Annotated in this window: 21 protein-coding genes, 4 tRNA genes and 3 rRNA genes; 23 read left to right on the forward strand and 5 right to left on the reverse strand. The window is 46.1% G+C overall.

Going from position 1 to position 23,325, the window contains the following annotated elements; all coding sequences use genetic code 11:
- Nucleotides 1-405 precede the first annotated feature (405 nt).
- From R5H20_RS03455 to tsaD, 12 genes are all read left to right on the forward strand, one after another.
- Nucleotides 406-482: transfer RNA gene (locus R5H20_RS03455), tRNA-Arg, on the forward strand.
- A 15-nt stretch (nucleotides 483-497) separates the two neighbouring features.
- Nucleotides 498-571, forward strand: a tRNA-Gly gene (locus R5H20_RS03460).
- Nucleotides 572-712: 141 nt separating this feature from the next.
- Nucleotides 713-2,262 (forward strand): 16S ribosomal RNA (locus R5H20_RS03465).
- A gap of 260 nt (nucleotides 2,263-2,522) precedes the next feature.
- Nucleotides 2,523-5,455: ribosomal RNA gene (locus R5H20_RS03470) — 23S ribosomal RNA — on the forward strand.
- Between the two features lie 132 nt (nucleotides 5,456-5,587).
- Nucleotides 5,588-5,703, forward strand: a 5S ribosomal RNA gene (gene rrf, locus R5H20_RS03475).
- The 16S, 23S and 5S rRNA genes sit together here with 4 tRNA genes alongside, the layout of an rRNA operon.
- A 22-nt stretch (nucleotides 5,704-5,725) precedes the next feature.
- Nucleotides 5,726-5,802: transfer RNA gene (locus R5H20_RS03480), tRNA-Met, on the forward strand.
- Between the two features lie 63 nt (nucleotides 5,803-5,865).
- Nucleotides 5,866-5,942: transfer RNA gene (locus R5H20_RS03485), tRNA-Asp, on the forward strand.
- Between the two features lie 166 nt (nucleotides 5,943-6,108).
- Entirely contained in the window at nucleotides 6,109-7,092 is a 984-nt protein-coding gene (gene thiL, locus R5H20_RS03490; RefSeq protein ID WP_006637201.1) for a thiamine-phosphate kinase, read from the forward strand.
- Between the two features lie 7 nt (nucleotides 7,093-7,099).
- A complete protein-coding gene (gene tsaE, locus R5H20_RS03495) occupies nucleotides 7,100-7,576 on the forward strand; it encodes a tRNA (adenosine(37)-N6)-threonylcarbamoyltransferase complex ATPase subunit type 1 TsaE (protein WP_006637202.1) in 477 nt (158 codons plus the stop codon).
- Nucleotides 7,557-8,249, forward strand: a complete 693-nt coding sequence (gene tsaB, locus R5H20_RS03500; protein ID WP_006637203.1) for a tRNA (adenosine(37)-N6)-threonylcarbamoyltransferase complex dimerization subunit type 1 TsaB — start codon at nucleotides 7,557-7,559, stop codon at nucleotides 8,247-8,249. Before tsaE ends, tsaB begins: the two co-directional genes overlap by 20 nt.
- An 11-nt stretch (nucleotides 8,250-8,260) precedes the next feature.
- A complete protein-coding gene (rimI, locus tag R5H20_RS03505; protein WP_006637204.1) occupies nucleotides 8,261-8,719 on the forward strand; it encodes a ribosomal protein S18-alanine N-acetyltransferase in 459 nt (152 codons plus the stop codon).
- Complete coding sequence (gene tsaD / locus R5H20_RS03510) at nucleotides 8,709-9,734, forward strand: tRNA (adenosine(37)-N6)-threonylcarbamoyltransferase complex transferase subunit TsaD (RefSeq protein WP_006637205.1); 1,026 nt, start codon at nucleotides 8,709-8,711, stop codon at nucleotides 9,732-9,734. Before rimI ends, tsaD begins: the two co-directional genes overlap by 11 nt.
- 243 nt (nucleotides 9,735-9,977) lie before the next feature.
- On the opposite strand, the gene R5H20_RS03515 is transcribed toward tsaD, so the two are convergent.
- Nucleotides 9,978-11,909: an ABC-F family ATP-binding cassette domain-containing protein gene (locus R5H20_RS03515; RefSeq protein WP_006637206.1), complete on the reverse strand. Its 1,932-nt coding sequence runs from the start codon at nucleotides 11,907-11,909 to the stop codon at nucleotides 9,978-9,980.
- A 149-nt stretch (nucleotides 11,910-12,058) separates the two neighbouring features.
- Between R5H20_RS03515 and moaC the strand changes: the two genes are divergently transcribed.
- Genes moaC through tatC form a run of 4 tightly spaced genes read left to right on the forward strand, consistent with a single transcriptional unit; the run spans nucleotide 12,059 to nucleotide 14,187 of the window.
- Nucleotides 12,059-12,571, forward strand: a complete 513-nt coding sequence (moaC, locus tag R5H20_RS03520; protein ID WP_006637207.1) for a cyclic pyranopterin monophosphate synthase MoaC — start codon at nucleotides 12,059-12,061, stop codon at nucleotides 12,569-12,571.
- Nucleotides 12,568-13,215, forward strand: a complete 648-nt coding sequence (locus R5H20_RS03525; RefSeq protein ID WP_006637208.1) for a redox-sensing transcriptional repressor Rex — start codon at nucleotides 12,568-12,570, stop codon at nucleotides 13,213-13,215. Before moaC ends, R5H20_RS03525 begins: the two co-directional genes overlap by 4 nt.
- A 21-nt stretch (nucleotides 13,216-13,236) precedes the next feature.
- Nucleotides 13,237-13,413 carry a twin-arginine translocase TatA/TatE family subunit gene (tatA, locus tag R5H20_RS03530; RefSeq protein WP_006637209.1) on the forward strand — a complete coding sequence of 59 codons (177 nt, stop codon included), beginning with the start codon at nucleotides 13,237-13,239 and terminating at the stop codon, nucleotides 13,411-13,413.
- Nucleotides 13,414-13,419: 6 nt separating this feature from the next.
- Entirely contained in the window at nucleotides 13,420-14,187 is a 768-nt protein-coding gene (gene tatC, locus R5H20_RS03535; protein ID WP_087962495.1) for a twin-arginine translocase subunit TatC, read from the forward strand.
- Between the two features lie 50 nt (nucleotides 14,188-14,237).
- Here tatC and R5H20_RS03540 read toward each other — a convergent pair whose 3' ends face one another.
- Both R5H20_RS03540 and R5H20_RS03545 read right to left on the reverse strand, forming a co-directional pair.
- Nucleotides 14,238-14,426 carry a YdiK family protein gene (locus tag R5H20_RS03540; protein WP_029419829.1) on the reverse strand — a complete coding sequence of 63 codons (189 nt, stop codon included), beginning with the start codon at nucleotides 14,424-14,426 and terminating at the stop codon, nucleotides 14,238-14,240.
- A complete protein-coding gene (locus tag R5H20_RS03545; RefSeq protein ID WP_006637212.1) occupies nucleotides 14,426-15,160 on the reverse strand; it encodes a CPBP family intramembrane glutamic endopeptidase in 735 nt (244 codons plus the stop codon). The genes R5H20_RS03540 and R5H20_RS03545 overlap by 1 nt, the downstream gene beginning before the upstream one ends.
- A 226-nt stretch (nucleotides 15,161-15,386) precedes the next feature.
- On the opposite strand from R5H20_RS03545, the gene groES reads away from it, so the two are divergent.
- Both groES and groL read left to right on the forward strand, forming a co-directional pair.
- Entirely contained in the window at nucleotides 15,387-15,671 is a 285-nt protein-coding gene (gene groES, locus R5H20_RS03550; protein WP_003179248.1) for a co-chaperone GroES, read from the forward strand.
- Between the two features lie 45 nt (nucleotides 15,672-15,716).
- Nucleotides 15,717-17,348: a chaperonin GroEL gene (groL, locus tag R5H20_RS03555; protein ID WP_006637213.1), complete on the forward strand. Its 1,632-nt coding sequence runs from the start codon at nucleotides 15,717-15,719 to the stop codon at nucleotides 17,346-17,348.
- Between the two features lie 116 nt (nucleotides 17,349-17,464).
- On the opposite strand, the gene R5H20_RS03560 is transcribed toward groL, so the two are convergent.
- Nucleotides 17,465-18,151 carry a YukJ family protein gene (locus tag R5H20_RS03560; protein ID WP_006637268.1) on the reverse strand — a complete coding sequence of 229 codons (687 nt, stop codon included), beginning with the start codon at nucleotides 18,149-18,151 and terminating at the stop codon, nucleotides 17,465-17,467.
- Nucleotides 18,152-18,557: 406 nt separating this feature from the next.
- Here R5H20_RS03560 and R5H20_RS03565 point away from each other — a divergent pair, with 406 nt between their 5' ends.
- Nucleotides 18,558-19,907 (forward strand): amidohydrolase family protein, encoded by a 1,350-nt coding sequence (locus R5H20_RS03565; RefSeq protein ID WP_006637269.1) that lies wholly within the window; start codon nucleotides 18,558-18,560, stop codon nucleotides 19,905-19,907.
- A 188-nt stretch (nucleotides 19,908-20,095) separates the two neighbouring features.
- Here R5H20_RS03565 and R5H20_RS03570 read toward each other — a convergent pair whose 3' ends face one another.
- Nucleotides 20,096-20,746 carry a DUF1796 family putative cysteine peptidase gene (locus R5H20_RS03570; RefSeq protein WP_006637270.1) on the reverse strand — a complete coding sequence of 217 codons (651 nt, stop codon included), beginning with the start codon at nucleotides 20,744-20,746 and terminating at the stop codon, nucleotides 20,096-20,098.
- Nucleotides 20,747-21,045: 299 nt separating this feature from the next.
- Between R5H20_RS03570 and R5H20_RS03575 the strand changes: the two genes are divergently transcribed.
- The 4 genes from R5H20_RS03575 to R5H20_RS03590 all read left to right on the forward strand — a co-directional run bounded on the left by R5H20_RS03575 (nucleotide 21,046) and on the right by R5H20_RS03590 (nucleotide 23,305).
- Nucleotides 21,046-21,513 carry a GNAT family N-acetyltransferase gene (locus R5H20_RS03575; RefSeq protein WP_006637271.1) on the forward strand — a complete coding sequence of 156 codons (468 nt, stop codon included), beginning with the start codon at nucleotides 21,046-21,048 and terminating at the stop codon, nucleotides 21,511-21,513.
- 122 nt (nucleotides 21,514-21,635) lie between these two features.
- The gene (locus tag R5H20_RS03580; RefSeq protein ID WP_006637272.1) at nucleotides 21,636-22,097 is read left to right on the forward strand and encodes a YfmQ family protein; all 462 of its coding nucleotides are present in this window, start codon (nucleotides 21,636-21,638) and stop codon (nucleotides 22,095-22,097) included.
- Nucleotides 22,098-22,235: 138 nt separating this feature from the next.
- On the forward strand, nucleotides 22,236-22,577 hold the full coding sequence (locus tag R5H20_RS03585) for a DUF1093 domain-containing protein (RefSeq protein WP_006637273.1): 342 nt from the start codon (nucleotides 22,236-22,238) through the stop codon (nucleotides 22,575-22,577).
- Nucleotides 22,578-22,684: 107 nt separating this feature from the next.
- On the forward strand, nucleotides 22,685-23,305 hold the full coding sequence (locus R5H20_RS03590; protein ID WP_224254519.1) for a TetR/AcrR family transcriptional regulator: 621 nt from the start codon (nucleotides 22,685-22,687) through the stop codon (nucleotides 23,303-23,305).
- The last annotated feature ends 20 nt before the right edge of the window (nucleotides 23,306-23,325 follow it).

The raw sequence follows: 23,325 nt of genomic DNA on the forward strand, positions 1-23,325 counted from the left end.
CATGGACACCGAAGTATAAAAGCTTCATTAAAATGATCAGAGAAAAATGGTGCCGTTAAACCTGTATTTTTAATATGAAAGAATGGAACGTTCATTATCAGATGACATAAAATAAAAGGCTGGGGTTTAAATATATATAATGATGAAAGACGCCGTTTTTATTTTGAATAAAAAAACGAAAAAAAGTGTTGACCGCTTTTCGATAACGTGATATATTATTATTCGTCGCTGATGACAGCGAAAGACACTTCAGAAAAAGTTTTCGATCTGAAGGGTGTACAAATGTTTTAAAATGTGTATAATGAATAAGGTCGTAGCACAATGATTTGATTCATTACACTGTTTTTAAAAAAGATGTTGACTTTAACTGATTTTCATAGTATTATAGTTAAGTCGCCTGATGAAGCGCCCGTAGCTCAATTGGATAGAGCGTTTGACTACGGATCAAAAGGTTAGGGGTTCGACTCCTCTCGGGCGCGCCATAACACATCATATATGCGGGTGTAGTTTAGTGGTAAAACCTCAGCCTTCCAAGCTGATGTCGTGAGTTCGATTCTCATCACCCGCTCCAATTTTAGAATGATCTTTGAAAACTAAACAAGACAAAACGTACCTGTTAATTCATTAAATAAATCGCACATGCGAGTGTGCGTAGTCATTATCAAACGGGCCTGCACGATGCAGGTCATGCAGATGTTAATCTGCATTCCATTTCATGGAGAGTTTGATCCTGGCTCAGGACGAACGCTGGCGGCGTGCCTAATACATGCAAGTCGAGCGAACCGACGGGAGCTTGCTCCCTTAGGTTAGCGGCGGACGGGTGAGTAACACGTGGGTAACCTGCCTGTAAGACTGGGATAACTCCGGGAAACCGGGGCTAATACCGGATGCTTGATTGAACCGCATGGTTCAATTATAAAAGGTGGCTTTTAGCTACCACTTACAGATGGACCCGCGGCGCATTAGCTAGTTGGTGAGGTAACGGCTCACCAAGGCGACGATGCGTAGCCGACCTGAGAGGGTGATCGGCCACACTGGGACTGAGACACGGCCCAGACTCCTACGGGAGGCAGCAGTAGGGAATCTTCCGCAATGGACGAAAGTCTGACGGAGCAACGCCGCGTGAGTGATGAAGGTTTTCGGATCGTAAAACTCTGTTGTTAGGGAAGAACAAGTACCGTTCGAACAGGGCGGTGCCTTGACGGTACCTAACCAGAAAGCCACGGCTAACTACGTGCCAGCAGCCGCGGTAATACGTAGGTGGCAAGCGTTGTCCGGAATTATTGGGCGTAAAGCGCGCGCAGGCGGTTTCTTAAGTCTGATGTGAAAGCCCCCGGCTCAACCGGGGAGGGTCATTGGAAACTGGGGAACTTGAGTGCAGAAGAGGAGAGTGGAATTCCACGTGTAGCGGTGAAATGCGTAGAGATGTGGAGGAACACCAGTGGCGAAGGCGACTCTCTGGTCTGTAACTGACGCTGAGGCGCGAAAGCGTGGGGAGCGAACAGGATTAGATACCCTGGTAGTCCACGCCGTAAACGATGAGTGCTAAGTGTTAGAGGGTTTCCGCCCTTTAGTGCTGCAGCAAACGCATTAAGCACTCCGCCTGGGGAGTACGGTCGCAAGACTGAAACTCAAAGGAATTGACGGGGGCCCGCACAAGCGGTGGAGCATGTGGTTTAATTCGAAGCAACGCGAAGAACCTTACCAGGTCTTGACATCCTCTGACACCCCTAGAGATAGGGCTTCCCCTTCGGGGGCAGAGTGACAGGTGGTGCATGGTTGTCGTCAGCTCGTGTCGTGAGATGTTGGGTTAAGTCCCGCAACGAGCGCAACCCTTGATCTTAGTTGCCAGCATTCAGTTGGGCACTCTAAGGTGACTGCCGGTGACAAACCGGAGGAAGGTGGGGATGACGTCAAATCATCATGCCCCTTATGACCTGGGCTACACACGTGCTACAATGGGCAGAACAAAGGGCAGCGAAGCCGCGAGGCTAAGCCAATCCCACAAATCTGCTCTCAGTTCGGATCGCAGTCTGCAACTCGACTGCGTGAAGCTGGAATCGCTAGTAATCGCGGATCAGCATGCCGCGGTGAATACGTTCCCGGGCCTTGTACACACCGCCCGTCACACCACGAGAGTTTGTAACACCCGAAGTCGGTGAGGTAACCTTTTGGAGCCAGCCGCCGAAGGTGGGACAGATGATTGGGGTGAAGTCGTAACAAGGTAGCCGTATCGGAAGGTGCGGCTGGATCACCTCCTTTCTAAGGATATTATACGGAATATAAGACCTTGCGGTCTTATAGGCAGGTGCGTTTGGATCTTGTTTAGTTTTGAAGGATCATTCCTTCAAACAAGTGTTTCTTCTTAAAGGATCACTTGCTAATAACGCCACATCATGTGGCAACGCAAGTGTTTGCACATCCTGTGCGGCACTGCACGTTGTTCTTTGAAAACTAGATAACGAAAGTAGACATTCACATTCAATTGTAATGCAAGATATCACGTAGTGATTCTTTTTAACGGTTAAGTTAGAAAGGGCGCACGGTGGATGCCTTGGCACTAGGAGCCGATGAAGGACGGGACGAACACCGATATGCTTCGGGGAGCTGTAAGCAAGCTTTGATCCGGAGATTTCCGAATGGGGAAACCCACTGCTCGTAATGGAGCAGTATCCATATCTGAATTCATAGGATATGAGAAGGCAGACCCGGGGAACTGAAACATCTAAGTACCCGGAGGAAGAGAAAGCAAATGCGATTCCCTGAGTAGCGGCGAGCGAAACGGGAACAGCCCAAACCAAGAGGCTTGCCTCTTGGGGTTGTAGGACACTCTATACGGAGTTACAAAAGAACGGGGTAGATGAAGAGGTCTGGAAAGGCCCGCCATAGGAGGTAACAGCCCTGTAGTCAAAACTTCGTTCTCTCCTGAGTGGATCCTGAGTACGGCGGAACACGTGAAATTCCGTCGGAATCCGGGAGGACCATCTCCCAAGGCTAAATACTCCCTAGTGACCGATAGTGAACCAGTACCGTGAGGGAAAGGTGAAAAGCACCCCGGAAGGGGAGTGAAAGAGATCCTGAAACCGTGTGCCTACAAGTAGTCAGAGCCCGTTAACGGGTGATGGCGTGCCTTTTGTAGAATGAACCGGCGAGTTACGATCCCGTGCAAGGTTAAGTTTGAAAAGACGGAGCCGCAGCGAAAGCGAGTCTGAATAGGGCGTATGAGTACGTGGTCGTAGACCCGAAACCAGGTGATCTACCCATGTCCAGGGTGAAGTTCAGGTAACACTGAATGGAGGCCCGAACCCACGCACGTTGAAAAGTGCGGGGATGAGGTGTGGGTAGGGGTGAAATGCCAATCGAACCTGGAGATAGCTGGTTCTCTCCGAAATAGCTTTAGGGCTAGCCTCAAGGTAAGAGTCTTGGAGGTAGAGCACTGATTGGACTAGGGGCCCCTACCGGGTTACCGAATTCAGTCAAACTCCGAATGCCAAAGACTTATCCTTGGGAGTCAGACTGCGAGTGATAAGATCCGTAGTCGAAAGGGAAACAGCCCAGACCGCCAGCTAAGGTCCCAAAGTATACGTTAAGTGGAAAAGGATGTGGAGTTGCTTAGACAACCAGGATGTTGGCTTAGAAGCAGCCACCATTTAAAGAGTGCGTAATAGCTCACTGGTCGAGTGACTCTGCGCCGAAAATGTACCGGGGCTAAACGTATCACCGAAGCTGCGGACTGTTCTTGCGAACAGTGGTAGGAGAGCGTTCTAAGGGCTGTGAAGCGAGACCGGAAGGACTCGTGGAGCGCTTAGAAGTGAGAATGCCGGTATGAGTAGCGAAAGAGGGGTGAGAATCCCCTCCACCGAATGCCTAAGGTTTCCTGAGGAAGGCTCGTCCGCTCAGGGTTAGTCGGGACCTAAGCCGAGGCCGAAAGGCGTAGGCGATGGATAACAGGTTGATATTCCTGTACCACCTCCTCACCATTTGAGCAATGGGGGGACGCAGGAGGATAGGGTAAGCGCGGTATTGGATATCCGCGTCCAAGCAGTTAGGCTGGGAAATAGGCAAATCCGTTTCCCATATAAGGCTGAGCTGTGATGGCGAGTGAAATATAGTAGCGAAGTTCCTGATTCCACACTGCCAAGAAAAGCCTCTAGCGAGGTGAGAGGTGCCCGTACCGCAAACCGACACAGGTAGGCGAGGAGAGAATCCTAAGGTGATCGAGAGAACTCTCGTTAAGGAACTCGGCAAAATGACCCCGTAACTTCGGGAGAAGGGGTGCTCTGTTAGGGTGCAAGCCCGAGAGAGCCGCAGTGAATAGGCCCAGGCGACTGTTTAGCAAAAACACAGGTCTCTGCGAAGCCGTAAGGCGAAGTATAGGGGCTGACGCCTGCCCGGTGCTGGAAGGTTAAGAGGAGCGCTTAGCGTATGCGAAGGTGCGAATTGAAGCCCCAGTAAACGGCGGCCGTAACTATAACGGTCCTAAGGTAGCGAAATTCCTTGTCGGGTAAGTTCCGACCCGCACGAAAGGCGCAACGATCTGGGCACTGTCTCAACGAGAGACTCGGTGAAATTATAGTACCTGTGAAGATGCAGGTTACCCGCGACAGGACGGAAAGACCCCGTGGAGCTTTACTGCAGCCTGATATTGAATGTTGGTACAGCTTGTACAGGATAGGTAGGAGCCTTGGAAACCGGAGCGCCAGCTTCGGTGGAGGCATCGGTGGGATACTACCCTGGCTGTATTGACCTTCTAACCCGCTGCCCTTATCGGGCAGGGAGACAGTGTCAGGTGGGCAGTTTGACTGGGGCGGTCGCCTCCTAAAAGGTAACGGAGGCGCCCAAAGGTTCCCTCAGAATGGTTGGAAATCATTCGCAGAGTGTAAAGGCACAAGGGAGCTTGACTGCGAGACCTACAAGTCGAGCAGGGACGAAAGTCGGGCTTAGTGATCCGGTGGTTCCGCATGGAAGGGCCATCGCTCAACGGATAAAAGCTACCCCGGGGATAACAGGCTTATCTCCCCCAAGAGTCCACATCGACGGGGAGGTTTGGCACCTCGATGTCGGCTCATCGCATCCTGGGGCTGTAGTCGGTCCCAAGGGTTGGGCTGTTCGCCCATTAAAGCGGTACGCGAGCTGGGTTCAGAACGTCGTGAGACAGTTCGGTCCCTATCCGTCGCGGGCGCAGGAAATTTGAGAGGAGCTGTCCTTAGTACGAGAGGACCGGGATGGACGCACCGCTGGTGTACCAGTTGTTCTGCCAAGGGCATCGCTGGGTAGCTATGTGCGGACGGGATAAGTGCTGAAAGCATCTAAGCATGAAGCCCCCCTCAAGATGAGATTTCCCATTCCTATAAGGAAGTAAGATCCCTGAAAGATGATCAGGTTGATAGGTCTGAGGTGGAAGTGTGGCGACACATGGAGCTGACAGATACTAATCGATCGAGGACTTAACCTAAATATTTGTGAATGGTCTTTACCCGTTATCTAGTTTTGAGAGAATGCTCTCAAAAGCCAAAGGCAAGGAAACTCGGCTAAAGGCCCTCATATCCTGTGAGGAACGCCCAGTACCTTTGTCCTGAAGGCATAGTTTGGTGGCGATAGCGAAGAGGTCACACCCGTTCCCATGCCGAACACGGAAGTTAAGCTCTTCAGCGCCGATGGTAGTTGGGGGTCTCCCCCTGTGAGAGTAGGACGCCGCCAAGCTGTTGTTTTAATTATATATCATCGCGGGGTGGAGCAGTTCGGTAGCTCGTCGGGCTCATAACCCGAAGGTCGCAGGTTCAAATCCTGCCCCCGCAACCAATACAGATTAAATATGGAGTGCCCGAAGGGTGCAACCAAAATATATATAGATTAAATAAAAATGGTCCGGTAGTTCAGTTGGTTAGAATGCCTGCCTGTCACGCAGGAGGTCGCGGGTTCGAGTCCCGTCCGGACCGCCATGTTGTACACAAACGAAATTATGATGTTTCGTTTTTTTTTATGTCTTTTTATATTGATTTTTCAGCTTGGTTCAGCCAAGCTTTCTTTATTTCTTGATGATAATTCGATAAACTAGTGTTAGTGTTTTTAATTGCCGCTTGTAACAGCAAAGGAGCATGTTATTTTATGGATGAATTTGAGCTGATTCGCAGGATTGCGCCGCGCTCTCTTTCTCATCGGGAAATCGAAATCGGTATCGGAGACGATGCCGCCGTTTATAATCCAAAAAAAGGATATCAGGAAATCGTTTGCGTCGATACGATGGTAGACGGCGTTCATTTTCTGTCTTCACATTCGACGCCAGCTGATATCGGCTATAAAGCATTGGCTGTTAATATTAGCGATATTGCGGCAATGGGAGGCTATCCGAAATTTTATCTCGTTTCGATTGCTGTACCTTCGGGACGGCGCGAATCTGATATTGAAGCCATGTATGAAGAAATGACTAAACTGGCGAAACTGTACCAAATGGATTTAATTGGCGGTGACACTGTATCGACCCGCGGACAGATGGTCATCACCGTAACGGTCATCGGTGAGGTTGAAAAAGGCAGGGCCTGTTTGCGAAGCCATGCCCGTCCTGGTGATGTCGTCTTTGTCACAGGAGAACTTGGTTCTTCCGCAGCCGGGCTGTCATTGTTGTTGGGAGACCGGTTTACTAACGATGAAGGTCTTGTCCAACATTTTATGAAGCGGCATAAAAGACCTGAGCCCCGGGTGAAAGCCGGTTTGATCTGTTCCCGTTATCAACGTGTTGCGCTTAATGATATCAGCGACGGACTTGCCAGTGAATTAAATGAAATTGCTGAAGCAAGCCGTGTATCTATAGATATATATCAAGATTCAATCCCAACACATTCGGAATTACATAAGCTGCATTCAGATTGGGAAGAGTGGGTCTTGTTCGGCGGAGAAGACTTTGAGCTTGCCGGTACAATTTCCAGTGATCAATGGGAGCGTTTTGCTCAGGAATGTTCCAGCTGCGGGGTACCGGTATATAAAATCGGACAAGTCGTTCAATCCGGAGAAGCAAAAGTTTTCTACCACAGTGGACAAGACCGCATTCTCCTTGAGAAAAAAGGATATAATCATTTTAAACAAGACAGGTGACATAAAGGTGAAAACATTGGAATGGATAACGGCGGATCCTGAGGAAACAAAGAACATCGCCAAGTTGACGGCGCGTTATGTTCAGCCTGGGGACGTCATTACATTGGAGGGGGACCTGGGAGCCGGGAAGACGACTTTTACGAAAGGTTTCGCAGAAGGAATCGGCATTCAGCGGGTTGTCAACAGTCCGACCTTTACCATCATAAAAGAATATCGGGAAGGTGTCCTTCCCTTATATCATATGGACGTATACAGAATGGAAGATGAAACAGAAGACCTCGGTTTGGATGAATACTTTGAAGGAGAAGGGGTCTGCCTCGTGGAATGGGCGCATCTGATTGGAGAACAGCTTCCTGAAGAACGTCTTGAGATTGTCATCAAAAGGCTTGGCGGAGATGAACGACAGCTGGTCTTTACACCTAAAGGCAATCGGTATGAAAATCTTTGCAGGGAGATAAGCGAACATGACGATACTTGCGATTGATACATCTAATTTAACGCTTGGCGTTGCTTTGGTCCGGGATGGAAAAGTGATAGCCGAGCATATATCCCATCTGAAAAAAAACCATTCGGTCCGGGCGATGCCGGCGATCGATGAATTGCTCAAAGAATGCGGCCTCCCCCCCCGTGATTTGAGCAAAATCGCAGTTGCAAGGGGACCGGGCTCTTATACCGGAGTGCGCATCGGCGTCACGATTGCGAAAACGCTGGCCTGGTCTTTGAATATTCCCGTTGCAGCGGTTTCAAGCCTTGAAGTGCTGGCTGCCAACGGCCGTTTTTTCTCAGGAGTCATCTGTCCGCTGTTTGATGCAAGACGGGGACAGGTTTATACTGGATTGTACCAATATGACGGCAATAACAGGCTTTTAGCTTTGGAAGAGGATCAAAATATTTTGCTTGAGGATTGGCTGAAAAAGCTGAAGGAAAGCAAGCAGCAAGTGCTGTTTTTAGGCAATGACACCGACATCCACAAGGAAATGATTGAAAAGACTCTAAATCATCAAGCCGTGATCGGAGGCGCTTCTCATCACCTTCCGCGGCCATCCGAATTGGCTTTAATCGGAGAGTGCAAAGAACCTGAGCCTGTCCACAGCCTTGTCCCGAATTATATTCGTTTGGCCGAGGCGGAAGCCGTATGGCTGGAAAAACAAAAGTAACGGGTGAAACCATGAATACTCAAATGGTCATACGTGATATGAGTCCAAAAGATGTAGATCAAGTGTATGAAATTGAAAAGCTGTCTTTTTCATCTCCATGGAAAAAGGAATCATTTTATCAGGAGCTTCACCATAATATTTATGCTCATTATCTCGTTCTTGAAGTCGACGAAAACATCATCGGCTACTGCGGGATCTGGATTGTGCTGGATGATGCGCAGATTACCAACATTGCCGTTTTACCCGGTTATCGGGGACGCCATTTTGGGGAAGCCCTTTTAAGAGAAGCTATGGAACTGTGCCGAAGAAAGAAGGCGGCCCAGCTTTCTTTAGAAGTCAGGGTATCGAACCATATTGCCCAAAGCTTATATCAAAAACTCGGTTTTCAGCCGGGGGGAATTCGCAAACATTATTATACTGATAATGGAGAAGATGCTTTATTAATGTGGGTGAGACTAAATGAATCATAAAAAAGATTTGTATGTATTGGGAATTGAGACAAGCTGTGATGAAACCGCCGCCGCCATCGTTAAAAACGGTACAGATATTGTCACAAACGTGGTCGCGTCACAAATTGAAAGCCATAAACGGTTTGGAGGGGTGGTTCCCGAGATCGCTTCAAGGCATCATGTAGAACAGATGACGATTGTGCTTGAGGAAGCCTTTTCACAGGCAGGCATGTCCTTTGATGATATTGATGCCATTGCGGTAACAGAAGGACCGGGACTTGTCGGCGCATTGCTGATCGGCGTCAATGCAGCCAAGGCACTGAGTTTTGCCCGCAATATTCCGCTGGTGGGCGTTCACCATATTGCAGGCCATATTTACGCAAACCGGCTTGTACAAGAGATCCGCTTTCCTGCGCTCGCTTTGGTCGTCTCCGGCGGACACACAGAGCTTGTGTATATGAAAGAACACGGCTCATTTGAAGTGATCGGGGAAACGCTCGATGATGCTGCAGGCGAAGCGTACGATAAAGTAGCCAGAACGATGGGGCTGCCTTATCCTGGAGGGCCTCATATTGATAAGCTCGCCCACCAAGGTGAAGCAAATGTACCGCTTCCGCGCGCATGGCTTGAAGAGGGGTCTTACAACTTCAGTTTCAGCGGCTTAAAGTCAGCGGTGATTAATACGCTTCACAACGCTTCTCAAAAAGGGGAAACGATATCTCCTGAAGATTTATCGGCAAGCTTTCAGGAGAGCGTCATCGATGTGCTGGTGACAAAAACGGAGCGCGCCGCTAAAGCCTATGGTGTCAAACAAGTGTTGCTTGCCGGCGGAGTAGCGGCAAATAAAGGACTTAGAACAGCCCTTGAAGAGACGTTCTCCGCATATCCGGATATCGAGCTGCTGATACCGCCGCTCTCTCTGTGCACGGATAATGCGGCGATGATTGCAGCCGCAGGAACCGTTGCTTTTGAAAAAGGAATCAGGGGAAAATATGATATGAACGGCCAGCCCGGCTTGGAGCTGACATCCTTTTGAAAACCTCACAGCTGTGAGGTTTTTTAGTACATATAAAGTTATAAACAAATTGTTAACATGTATCCACAGGACTGTGAATAACATCTAGAAAACCTATTATATAGAGCTTTTTTACCTGTTAATAATGTGCATAAATATTAGAAATGGTGTGGATATTGTGGGTAAATCGCTTTCTTCCCTTTAAATAAAGGATTTGTGTTGTGGATAAAAAACCACTTCAAAGAATGAAGTGGTTTTCGGTATTTATTCATTTGTAGAAAGTGCTTCCCATTCGGATAATAACTGTTCCAGCTCGTCATTCAGATGTTCATTTTCGAAGTTGATCTCCTGCACTTTTTCATGATCTTGAAATACTTCAGGCTCGCAAAGCAATTCTTCATTTTTTTCGATTTGGTCTTCAATGGCCGTGATCCGTGTTTCTATTTCTTCAATGCGGCGCTGGCGCTGGCGTTCTTTCCTTTTCCATTCTTTTTCTTCCTCATAGCTGCGTTTTGCTCCGGCCTCTTTTTCTGAAGCGGTTTTTCGCCGTTCTTGCGTTTTTTGCTTTTCCAGTTCTTCGAGCTCAAGCTGCTGCGCCTTTTTTTCTGTGTAATAATCGTAGTCCCCTAAATATTCTTCCACCTTTTCAGGGGAGAGCTCAAATACTTTTGTTGCGATGCGGTTGATAAAATAACGGTCATGAGACACAAATAGAATCGTTCCGGGATAGTCAATCAAAGCGTTTTCCAATACTTCCTTGCTGTCTAAGTCCAGATGGTTTGTCGGCTCATCAAGAATGAGAAAATTGGCTTTTTGAAGCATCAGCTTGGCGAGCGCGAGCCGGGCTTTTTCACCCCCGCTCAGGGCGTGAACCGGTTTTAGCACATCATCTCCGGAGAATAGAAAATTTCCCAGGCATGTTCTAATATCTTTCTCATTCATCTCTGGATACTCATCCCACAGCTCGTCAATGACGCGTTTTGACGAAGTCAATTCAGCCTGTTCCTGATCGTAATAGCCGATCAAGACATGTGAGCCCGTTGTGATCGTTCCGGCGGCAGGCTTCAGCTTCTGTATCAGCGTTTTTAACAGCGTCGATTTTCCGATACCGTTAGGGCCGACAAGCGCCACGCTTTCCCCGCGTGTAATATGAAAATTGAGCGAACGGAGGAGCGGAGGCTGATCTTGATAGCTGACCGTCAGATCTTCGACGCGTAAAACGTCATTTCCGCTTTGCCGCGAAATCTCAAAGCGGAAGTTGGCTGATTTTTCATCGCCGAGCGGTTTTGTCATGACTTCCATCCGCTCGAGCTGTTTTCTTCTGCTTTGGGCGCGCTTTGTCGTTGAGGCCCTTGCCAGGTTGCGGTCAACGAAGTCCTGGAGCTTGGCGATTTCATCCTGCTGCTTTTCATACAGCTTGGTCTCTCTTTCAAGGTGTTCCGCTTTTAATGTAAGATATGAGCTGTAGTTTCCGATGTATTTTTTGCTCTGGGTGCGGGAAATCTCATATACTTGGGTGACGACCTTATCAAGAAAGTACCTGTCATGGGAGACGATCAGAATGGCGCCGCTGTAGTTTTGCAAATATTGTTCCAGCCATGTGAGCGTGTCGATGTCCAGGTGGTTTGTCGGTTCATCAAGAATCAGCAGATCAGGCTTTGTCAAAAGCATTTTTCCGAGTGCGAGCCTCGTTTTTTGTCCGCCGCTTAAATCCTGCACGCGCGCGGAATCGCCGTGTCCGGCGAATCCCATTCCGTGGATCACAGATCTGACGTCAGCTTCATATTGATAGCCGCCTTTGTCTTTAAACGTCTGCTGGAGTCTATCGTACGTTTTCATTAAAGATTCCAGCTTGTCCGGATCAGCATGCGCCATTTCCTCTTCAATCGAGCGCATCACGGTTTCCATCGTTTTCAAATGATCAAAGACCGAAAGCAATTCCTCTTTAATCGTCAGCTCGGAATCAAGTCCTGAATGCTGATCAAGATAGCCGATGGTTAAATCCTTCGGCTTAATGATGTCCCCTTTTTCATAAGACAGGCGGCCGGCGATAATTTTTAAAAAAGTCGATTTTCCGGCTCCGTTGCGGCCGACGATCGCAATCCGGTCCCGTGATCTGACTTCAAGCTTTATATTCGTTAAAATGGAATCGGCCCCAAACGATTTTGAGAGCTGATTGACTTGTAAAATCATCATGATCTATTTCACCTCTTGTTTGCTATTTTAAGTGTAGCCTATCAGATAGCAGTCAGCAAACAATTAAGTGAAGTCTGGAAGATTTTAACCAAAAGAAAAAGACAGATTGAAAAAAATAGTGTATGATCTTTATAAGGAGAGTTTTTATCATGAACCAATTTACACACTTTAATGAACAAGGCAGAGCCAAAATGGTTGATATAAGCGAAAAGGAAGCTTCAGTCCGAACTGCTGTGGCTCTCTCAAGCGTGTCCATGACAAGAGACGTGCATGCAAAAATCAAGAACCAGGAAATGGGGAAAGGCGATGTGCTGGCGGTGGCCCAGGTAGCCGGAATCATGGCGGCGAAGCAAACGTCCGCCATCATCCCGATGTGCCATCCGATTGCCCTTAAGGGAGTCGATATCGCCTTTCGATGGGAAGAAAAAGAACAGAACAGCATCCTGCATATTCAGGCAAAAGTCAAGACAAAAGGGAGTACAGGTGTGGAAATGGAAGCGTTAACGTCAGCTTCCGTATGCGCCCTGACTGTTTATGACATGTGCAAGGCGGCGGATAAGGGAATGGTGATAGGCCCGACCTATCTTGCAGAAAAGACGGGCGGGAAAAACGGCGACTATAAAAGGGAAAAAGCTGAAGTAAACATGGAGGATCGGTTATGAACTTGGATCATTCAAAAATTCCGCAAGCGACAGCGAAACGGCTGCCGTTATATTATCGTTTTTTAAAAAACCTTCATGCATCAGGAAAGCAGCGTGTTTCGTCTGCTGAGCTGAGCGATGCCGTAAAAGTTGATTCTGCTACAATTCGCAGGGACTTTTCATATTTTGGAGCTCTCGGCAAAAAAGGCTATGGCTATAATGTGAATTATTTGCTGTCCTTTTTCAGAAAGACGCTCGATCAGGATGAAATGACAAACGTAACGCTCATCGGTGTAGGAAATTTAGGAACAGCCTTTCTCCATTACAATTTCATTAAAAACAACAACACGAAAATTGCGATTGCTTTTGATGTCAATGAAAGCAAAATCGGAACAGAAGTCGGAGGCGTTCCCGTATACGACCTGAATAAACTTGAAGAGCATTTGACAGATGACATCCCCGTCGCCATTTTGACGGTCCCGGCCCATGCCGCCCAATCGATTACGGACAGGCTTGTTGCGCTCGGTATCAAAGGTATTCTCAATTTTACGCCGGCCCGTTTGAATGTGCCGGAACACATTCGAATTCATCATATAGATTTAGCGGTTGAACTTCAGTCATTGGTGTATTTTCTGAAGCATTATTCAATGACGGAAGAAAAATGACGGAAAGGGGGAGGCTTTTATATGCCGACAATCGGTCCTGGAAGCTTTATTTTAATCGTTATTTTGGCGATTTTGATTTTCGGTCCGAAAAAACTTCCTGAACTGGGAAGAGCAGCAGGCAATACATTACGGGAGTTTAAAAACGCGACAAAAGGTCTGGCGGATGACGATAACGACAAAAAGAAAGAAGATCAGTAGGATGGGATGACATTGATGAAGGGAAAAGAAATGTCGCTGTTGGAACATATTAAAGAATTGCGAAGACGGCTCATGTTCACTGCCTTCTTTTTTGCCGTTTTTGTCATGGCGGGCTTCTTTCTTGCAAAGCCGATCATTATTTATCTGCAGCAGACGGAGGAAGCCAAACTGCTTACGCTCAATGCGTTTAAACTGACGGACCCTTTGCTGGTATACATGCAGTTCGCTTTCATCATCGGCGCTGTCATGACCTCGCCGCTCATTTTGTATCAGCTGTGGGCGTTTATCAGCCCGGGGCTGTATGAAAAAGAACGCAAAGTGACGCTAAGCTATATTCCTGTATCGATTATTCTCTTTTTAGGCGGCATTGCCTTTTCTTACTTTATTTTGTTTCCGTTTGTCGTTGATTTTATGATGAACTTATCCGATGATCTCAATGTGAATCAAGTCATCGGAGTGTACGAATATTTTCAATTTCTTCTGCAGCTGACGCTTCCTTTCGGTTTATTGTTTCAGATGCCTGTGGTGGTTATGTTTGTGACAAGGCTCGGCTTGGTGACGCCAATGTTTTTGTCAAAGATCAGAAAGTATGCCTACTTTGTTCTGTTCGTCATTGCGGCGGTTATCACTCCGCCGGAGCTGTTGTCTCATTTAATGGTTTCAGTGCCTTTATTAATTCTTTATGAGATCAGCATCGTGATTTCGCGAATCGCCTACCGGCAGGCGCAAAAAAATGCAATTCGGGAGGAAAACCAGGCATTTCTGCAGAAATAAAGAGCCATCTCTCTTTACGAGAATGGCTCTTATCTTTAAAACGAGTTGTTTTATTTTTTTCTTTTCAACCTGCTTGAAAGGGCGAACATTTTAAAGGAAATGCTGATGTTGTAAGCAGCGAAAAGCATGAGAAGAATCGTGTAGAACGACCACATATTCCCCGGAGTGGTAGCTGCCAGATACGTAAACAGCACACCGGTCAAAAAATAAATCAATCCCCAAAATTTCGGGCTTCTTATCATAAAAATCCTCCAATAATCATTTGCATTTTTTCGGCTCGTTCCAAATATTCTTCAATAGGCCCCTGGAAAGTCTGGATAATGACGACAAGCGTATTCATGGCGACATGGGCGAAGATCGGTACGATGATCCGGTTTGTCCTGACGTATAAAAACGCGAATGTGAAGCCCATTGCCGTATAGATTAAAAGGTGTGAGAAATCCAGGTGGACAACCGAGAATAAAATGGAACTGATTAAAGCGGCGATAAAGAAATTTGTTTTTTCATAAAATGCCCCAAAAATGATCTTTCTGAAAATGATTTCCTCCAGAATAGGACCGAATACAGATGAAACAAACATCATGAGCGGCAATGCATGAATGATATCCATGATTCTTTGTGTATTTTCCGATTCGGGATTTACACCGAACAGTTTCATTTCGATCGCGGCGGCAATCGATTGGGCAAAAAGCGCGAGAAAAACGCCGAGGACCGCCCAGGCGATAGAGACACCGATCGATGCTTTCGGGGCGTTTCGAAGCGTTGTTTTTGGAGCGGTCCTTAAAATCAACAGCACGATCACAAGACATAGTGTAAAGGCGATGACAGACCATACTCCGACGAGTGTGAGCTGAGTTTCGGCGGGTGGCTGCCCCTTTCCGACGCCAAGAAAATAAAGCAGCGGCAGACCGACAACGGACGACAATTGCATGAGCACGTATGTCAAAATAATAAACCAGTATTGTTTTCTCAAGCCGTATGTACTCCTTTTCTAAAGATCTAAAGCAGACTATGTTTATTGTAACACACTCCATTCAAATTATTGGGCGGGAAGGATAACGGGAAATATGTAAGCGCAAAAAATTTTTAACCTTATCACTTGAAATTGCCCTGGAGATTCTTTATTATAAGAATTGTGTTAGCACTCACTGAGTGCGAGTGCTAAAATTACATATGAAAATATTGAGGAGGTTGTTTCATTGTTAAAGCCATTAGGTGATCGCGTTGTCATTGAGCTCGTTGAGTCTGAAGAAAAAACTGCTAGCGGAATCGTACTTCCTGACTCCGCAAAAGAAAAACCCCAAGAGGGTAAAGTGGTTGCTGCCGGTTCAGGCCGTGTGTTAGAGAGCGGAGAGCGCGTTGCATTAGAAGTCAAAACAGGCGACCGCATCATCTTCTCAAAATATGCAGGTACCGAAGTGAAATATGAAGGTACTGACTACTTAATCTTGCGTGAAAGCGACATTTTAGCTGTTATCGGCTAAGACATAAATAAAATCTTTAAACAATCCTGAGGAGGTTCGAATAACATGGCAAAAGATATTAAGTTTAGCGAAGAAGCCCGCCGTTCAATGCTGCGCGGTGTAGATGCATTGGCGGATGCTGTAAAGGTAACGTTGGGACCTAAAGGACGCAACGTCGTTCTTGAGAAAAAATTCGGTTCTCCATTAATCACAAACGACGGTGTAACAATCGCGAAAGAAATCGAGCTTGAAGATGCTTTCGAAAACATGGGTGCCAAACTTGTTGCTGAAGTTGCCAGCAAAACGAACGATGTTGCCGGTGACGGTACGACAACTGCGACTGTTCTGGCTCAAGCAATGATTCGCGAAGGCCTTAAAAACGTAACAGCCGGCGCCAACCCTGTCGGTGTGCGCAAAGGAATCGAGCAGGCTGTTGCCGTTGCGGTTGAAAACCTGAAAGAAATCTCTAAACCGATCGAAGGCAAAGAGTCTATCGCACAGGTTGCTTCTATCTCTGCTGCCGATGAAGAAGTCGGAAGCCTGATCGCAGAAGCAATGGAACGCGTCGGAAACGATGGCGTCATCACAATCGAAGAATCAAAAGGATTCACAACAGAGCTTGAAGTTGTTGAAGGTATGCAGTTCGACCGCGGATATGCGTCTCCTTACATGGTGACTGACTCCGATAAGATGGAAGCGGTTCTTGACAACCCGTACATCCTGGTCACTGACAAAAAAATCACAAACATTCAAGAAATCCTTCCAGTGCTTGAGCAAGTCGTTCAGCAAGGCAAACCATTGCTTCTGATCGCTGAAGACGTTGAAGGTGAAGCTCTTGCAACACTTGTTGTCAACAAGCTCCGCGGAACATTCAACGCAGTGGCTGTTAAAGCTCCTGGATTCGGTGACCGCCGCAAAGCGATGCTTGAAGACATCTCTATCCTGACAGGTGCTGAAGTGATCACAGAAGATTTAGGCCTTGACCTTAAATCAACTCAAATCAGCCAATTGGGACGCGCTTCTAAAGTCGTCGTTACAAAAGAAAACACGACAATCGTTGAAGGCGCCGGAGAAGCAGAACAAATCGCAGCACGCGTCAACCAAATCCGCGCTCAAGTTGAAGAAACAACATCTGAATTCGATAAAGAAAAATTACAAGAGCGCCTTGCGAAACTTGCAGGCGGCGTAGCTGTCATCAAAGTCGGCGCAGCGACTGAGACAGAACTGAAAGAACGCAAACTTCGCATCGAAGACGCCCTCAACTCTACTCGCGCTGCGGTAGAAGAAGGAATCGTATCCGGCGGTGGTACAGCTCTTGTCAACGTATACAACAAAGTAGCTGCAATCGACGCAGAAGGCGACGAATTGACTGGTGTGAACATCGTTCTTCGCGCTCTTGAAGAGCCGATCCGTCAAATCGCGCACAATGCTGGTCTTGAAGGATCTGTCATCGTTGAGCGCCTGAAAGGCGAAGAAATCGGCATCGGCTACAACGCTGCAACAGGCGAATGGGTCAACATGATCGAAAAAGGTATCGTAGACCCTACAAAAGTAACGCGCTCAGCTCTGCAAAACGCTGCATCTGTAGCGGCTATGTTCTTGACAACTGAAGCAGTTGTTGCCGACAAGCCTGAAGAAAACAAAGGCGGCGGCATGCCTGACATGGGCGGCATGGGCGGCATGGGCGGAATGATGTAAGCCCACCCGCAACTAAAACCCCTTGAGTAATCAAGGGGTTTTTCCTTTTATTCCGCCGACCGCCGGACAAAAGTTTTGGACATGTTTACCCCCTCCTCATCGAGAAGGGGGCAATTTCATTCAAACTCTTTATCAGGTTCTGTAAACGCACAAAACCTGATCGGATCTCCATTTTGATCCGTGCACCAAGATTGCGTTAAGAAAGCTAAAAAAATGGCAACCCAATAGTCCTTAAATTGAATGAGTATCCCGCCGTCGTGATAAACTCCGTTGTCCTGTTTCCATTTTCCTGAATTCCCCTGGTTCATGTGAATATTATGCATACCGTTGGTTGGTTCGAACCCGAATATTTTATCTTTCTTATTCTCAGGTCCGAATCGTGAGCCGTAAACATAGATAGCAGCATTTTCTTTTTTGGCTTCGTTCATGTATGTTTCAATAAAATCATTCAAGTCATTATTTTCGCCAGTAACTTCATGAGGCAGAGGTATCATTTTGGTGGGATCGAAAAGATTGCCTCTTACATAGTCAAGTGCGATACGTTGATTTGCTTCATTTTCTCGAATAGGAGTATATCCGTTCTGCAGGTTTTGCAAATGGGTGATTTCACTGGCATTAAAATCATCATCCGCATAATACAATACTTCTGATTCGGCTGAGCTCGACATCACATTAATGGCACATCTGTAATGCGTGCCATCCTCTCCAATCACATCCACTTGATAATGGGGGGTATCAAAATCAACCTCTCTTCTCGTATCGTGTACAGTTCCCTTTAAAACGCCATAATTTTCAACAGCCATCGTTTTCCTCCTTTTAAAAAGTAGTTGGGAGAAAACATGGAAGGCTTGTTCACCAACCATCCCCACAATGTGGTCACATGACGTCTTTTTCACGGATGTATAATTTGAAATTCTCCGTATTCATAAAAAATCCTCCGCCAGCCGGCCGTTTCATGTAAAAATGGTAAAAAGGTGATATTGATGAGGTGATCAGTTAGATGGGGTACAACAGCAATTTTTAAAAAAAATCTGTCAGTCTGCCCGGGAAGATCTGTGTGAGCTTTCATTTTTCCATGAACATATTATGATTCTTCCGCCCGTCGAGTCTTATTTGTATGGTACACCCCTTTTTTGTTTTAAAATGGATATTGAAGATGATGTTACTATACCTTAAGCCTTTACCATCCTTTAAGAAGGGAGAATCGCCATGCGGAAAACACTTTTTCGAAATGCGACAATCATTACTCTTGATCCGAGGCTGAAAAACATCGAAAAAGGGGACATGCTGATTGAGGGTTCAACGATAGTGGAGGTTGCCGGGTCTATCGTTGCACTAGACGCAGAGGTGATCGATGCCTCTAATATGGTGATCATGCCGGGTCTTGTCGACACGCATCGCCATGTCTGGGAGTCTGTCATTCGGGGAATCGGCGCCGATTGGTCGCTGCAAACCTATTTGAGCCGGATTTATTATGGGAATTACGGTTCGATGCGCAGGCCTGAGGATGATTGGATCGCAAATTATTTGGGAGCGCTTGAGGCGCTCGATGCGGGCGTGACCACATTGCTGGACTGGACGATGATCGAGTCGCCGGATCACACGGATCAGCTGATTGCCGGTTTGAAAAAAGCGGGAATTCGTGCAGTCTTTGCTTTTGGAACATCAGGTGATGCCGCATATTGGGACAGAGAAAGCAATCTGTCCAATATGGATGAGGCCAAGCGGGTAAAAAAAGCTTACTTTCAGTCAAAAGATCAGCTTCTGACCATGGGGCTGGCGATTCGCGGCCCTGAGTTTTCATCATGGGATACATCTGCCTTTGAAATCAAGACAGCCCGCGAACTCGACGTCCTGTGCAGCATGCATATCGGCTTCGGCAATTGGGGAGCGAAAGACCGTTCCATTGAAAAGCTGCATAAAGCCGGGCTGCTCGGTCCTGATTTGAATATGGTGCATGTCAATGCAATTAGTGAAGAGGAGATGAAAATGCTGTCTGCCCATGGAAGCTCGATTTCTGTTACACCTGAAATTGAGATGATGATGGGACATGGCTACCCTGTCACAGGATTGGCCCTCAAACACGGAGTGCGTCCTTCGCTTGGCGTTGATGTTGTCACATCAACGGGGGGAGATCTATTTGCCCAAATGAAATTTGCCCTTCAGGCAGAGCGCGCTAAACAAAATGAGGCATTGCTTAAAGAAGGGATCATGCCTGGGCCGGAATTGGGCATCTTCGCCGAGCAAATCCTTGAAGCGGCTACGATTGACGGCGCACGAGCCTTAATGCTGGATCATAAAATCGGCTCTCTTTCTCCTGGCAAAGAAGCTGATTTCATCATGCTGAAAGCCGACAGCCTTAATTTGCTCCCTCTTACTGATGTGACAGGGGCTATTGTACAGACCGCTCATCCCGGTAATATAGATTCCGTATATGTTGCTGGAAAAGCAGTCAAACAACAGGGGAAATTGGTTGATGTCGATCTTGAGGATGTAAGAAAGAGAGCGGTCGCGGCAAGGGATCATATCCTATCCCGAGCCCCGGAAGCCGCTTTTTAAAGCATATCATTTATATCAATAGAGAGAAGTTATTACCCTTACAAGTATCTGTTAATGACCAGCCCTTCCTAATGAGAAGGGCTGTAGGCCCCATATGCGTTTGGTTTTCCTATATTAGTCTATCCCCGCCCTTTACGGGCAAAAAGAAGCAGAAATATTTCCTGCCGGGACAGCCGATATCTAAATGGTTAATGAGAAGAAGGGACATAATTCACGCCGCTAAGTATTTGTTTCCAAAGAGAATCGTTAGCTGCCCATATTTCTTTATCCGGAAGTTCAATTGCGCAAACTCGTTGTAACGGCCAATTTTGTTCAACAATCCCTTTAACATTCGTATGATTGATAAGTAAAACGCTGAATTCGTTTTGTACCAAGTCAGATAATACGGTTTCAAGTTCCTGCGCTTCTTCAAATGTTCCATTCGTTCTGATAAAAAGGATTCGATTAGCTGTCGCCATTTGATTTAAAAATCTGTTAATTCTTCTACTAAATTTCTCTTTTACTTCCGGATAAGTGACAATATCATCGAATGTGTTTTGATCTGCTTTAAAATCATGGGCAGAATCTACATAGTAATAATCATCTCTTAATGAGATATAGCGTTCATGGCTATCAACTCCGGTCGAGTAGCCTGTTATTCTGAGATTTTGAGGTTCTAAAAAATTGGAAAAGCGATTTCTTAAAAGGCGGTTGAGATCTGTCAGATAAGGGGTTCCGACCCAATCTAAAGGGCCCGCATAATGCCTTAAATTATTTTTTCTAAGTTGAAGGGCTGTTAAACAAAGATGCCCCAGTCCGAAAATAGCATCATAGTTTCCTTTTATTTGATCTAAATTCATAAGTCAAATTCTCCTTTTTATCTAGCGAGTTAATCATAGTATTCTATGTTGATCAGATTTTTAAGTAACGACTGCAGCCTATTTCATCAATTTAATAGGAAAAATAAAGAGGAGAAGAGGGATTGTGCCTCAATTAAATGTGCTTGTTCTATGGTCTTTATTTTTGGTCCGGTTTGAAGCCTGTCTTTTATATGCCCGCTGACAATGACTGTTGTTATGAAAGAAGCATAAACACCGCAGGAATTTCTGGTTATTTGCCGAACAATGATACGAAATAACGGATAAAAGGGGGAGATAGAATGGATACGAGTATCATCCAGCTTACCAATGATGAAGAACATCTTGAATGCATGAAAGAAATGGTGGAATTGTGGAACAGAAATGCTGTTGAGACTGCGAATTGTGAATTGGATGAGGAAGAGAAGAAAGCGGTTCAGGAACAAATCCAACAATATATTCAATCCACATATGGTGTCGTGTTCGCAGTGACGAATGAAAAAAGCCGGGCCGTTGGGTTCGGTATTGCTTCAATGAAGCAGGATCTTGTTAGTAACACGTTATACGGCCAAATCGATGAAATCTATGTGTCGCCAAGATACCGGAGACAGAACATTGCGGGAAACCTGGTGGATGACATAATGAATTGGTTTAAACGGAAGGACGTTTCTTTCGTTCACGTTTCTGTTGATATAGAGAATCAAACCGCTTTAAAATTTTGGCAGGGGATAGGCTGGGATAGGGAATTTTTTATCCTCTCCAAATACTGACTTGCTATAGAAAATGATATACAATACCCCAGTAGAGTATGATTGTCACGAAATGTACAAAAAAACAGCCGTTCCCTTATGATAATATGATGAAGATAAGAATGTAGCGGAGATGATGAAAAATGACATGGCTTTTTGTAACGCTGCTTGTACTCGCAAGCCTTATTAAAATATTGGTGACGTGTCTTCCAACCGCTGTTGTCGAACGGATTTCTGCAAAATTTGAAGTTCATTCAAAGCTCAATGACAAAAATGCCACCGTCACGGTCGGCGGAAAACGCTTGGAAGGTCAAGAGAAAAAACAAGTGATCCAGTATTTTAACGAAGCGGTATTTATGGAGCGCTATTATATCTACCCTGGGGATGAGCATTTATATCTGCATCCGAAGAACAGTGGAACTCCGGTGGTCATCGATGCGAAAAACGGCAAAAAAGATGTTAAGATATATGTCTACACCTACAATGACCGTGTAGATGTTGTCAAACAGTTCAAGAAAAAAGTAATTGCGTACTGCCTGCAGTCCGATATCCTGCAAAAGGGTTCTTCACTGACAGCCGGGGATCTTCATAAAGAGTTTGTATGATAAAAAGCACACCTGAACAGGTGGGCTTTTTCTTTTCTGCGGGTTCTTACAAAAAAGTAAGCCTGGTGTAAGAAAACCGCATTTATTCAATATGACCGGATCTTTTAAAATAAGAGTATGAAAAGGAGTGAAGAAAACATGAAAAACATAACGTTTTTTGTGATGATATTAGGCTGTTTATCGGCTTTTATACTAGGCGGGTGCGCGGAAAAGGGCGCTGTGCTGGAAAGCGATTTTTATGTGCAGATTCATGGGAAAGCAGAACAAGCGGGAAATAAGAAGGATTATGTCTATAACGTAGAGGGGATCAATGAGGACGGAAAGAAAAAAGTCGTGTCATTTTTTGTTGACAAGCCTTGTCAAGAGGGAACGCTCGTACGGGTTCCAAGAAGATATGACGGGTATACAGGCAAGCCTAACGTCATAAAAGCAGAAGATTTGCCTGAAAAGTTGAAAGAGCAGTTTCATATGGAAAAATAAAGCTAGGACCTGTATAGAATGCTATACAGGTTTTTTAAATTTTGTTGACTGGGTGGTCAGCAAGCGTTACAATTTTTACTAACCAATTGGTCAATAAATCAAAAGGAATGATTCATGTGCCTTTACAGCTTTATGATAAAGAGCAAATATTGGAGACCTGTTTGGCCGTTTTTGCCCGGCACGGCTATGCAAAGACGTCGACCGGAATGTTGGCGGAAGCGGCGGGGATTTCAAAGGCGCTTATTTTTCATCATTTCAAGAGCAAAAAGGATTTGTACCTCTCTTTGCTGGACTACTGCTTAGACAAAGTGAAAAAACACCTTTCCATCGATGATCTGCCGCATGATGAGGATTTTTTTGAGGCGAAAGAAAAACTCAGCTTGGCAAAGCTTGAGTTTTTCAGGAAGTATCCTGATGTGTATAAAGTGACGATGGAAACGTTCCATACACCGCCTTCTGAATTGAAGGAGGAGATAGCCGAAAGGTATGGGGAGCAGTTTGCTTTCAGAGATCGTTTTTGGAAGCAGTTATTTGCCAAAGTGCCTCTGCGGGAAGGAGTGAACCGTGAAGAGGCTTTCGAACTGATCATGCTGGCAATCAAACATTTCGAGCATAGATTTTTATCAGAAGCGTCTGACGAGCATGAGTTTGATGAGGCTTATCACAAGCGCCTCCTTGATGAAAGGAACCGTTTTTTGAATATGATTCGTTTCGGCATTGAACGATAAATACAAGAGGGGGATGCCTT

The organism is Bacillus sp. KICET-3 (assembly GCF_033261025.1).
GTDB lineage: Bacteria > Bacillota > Bacilli > Bacillales > Bacillaceae > Bacillus > Bacillus sonorensis.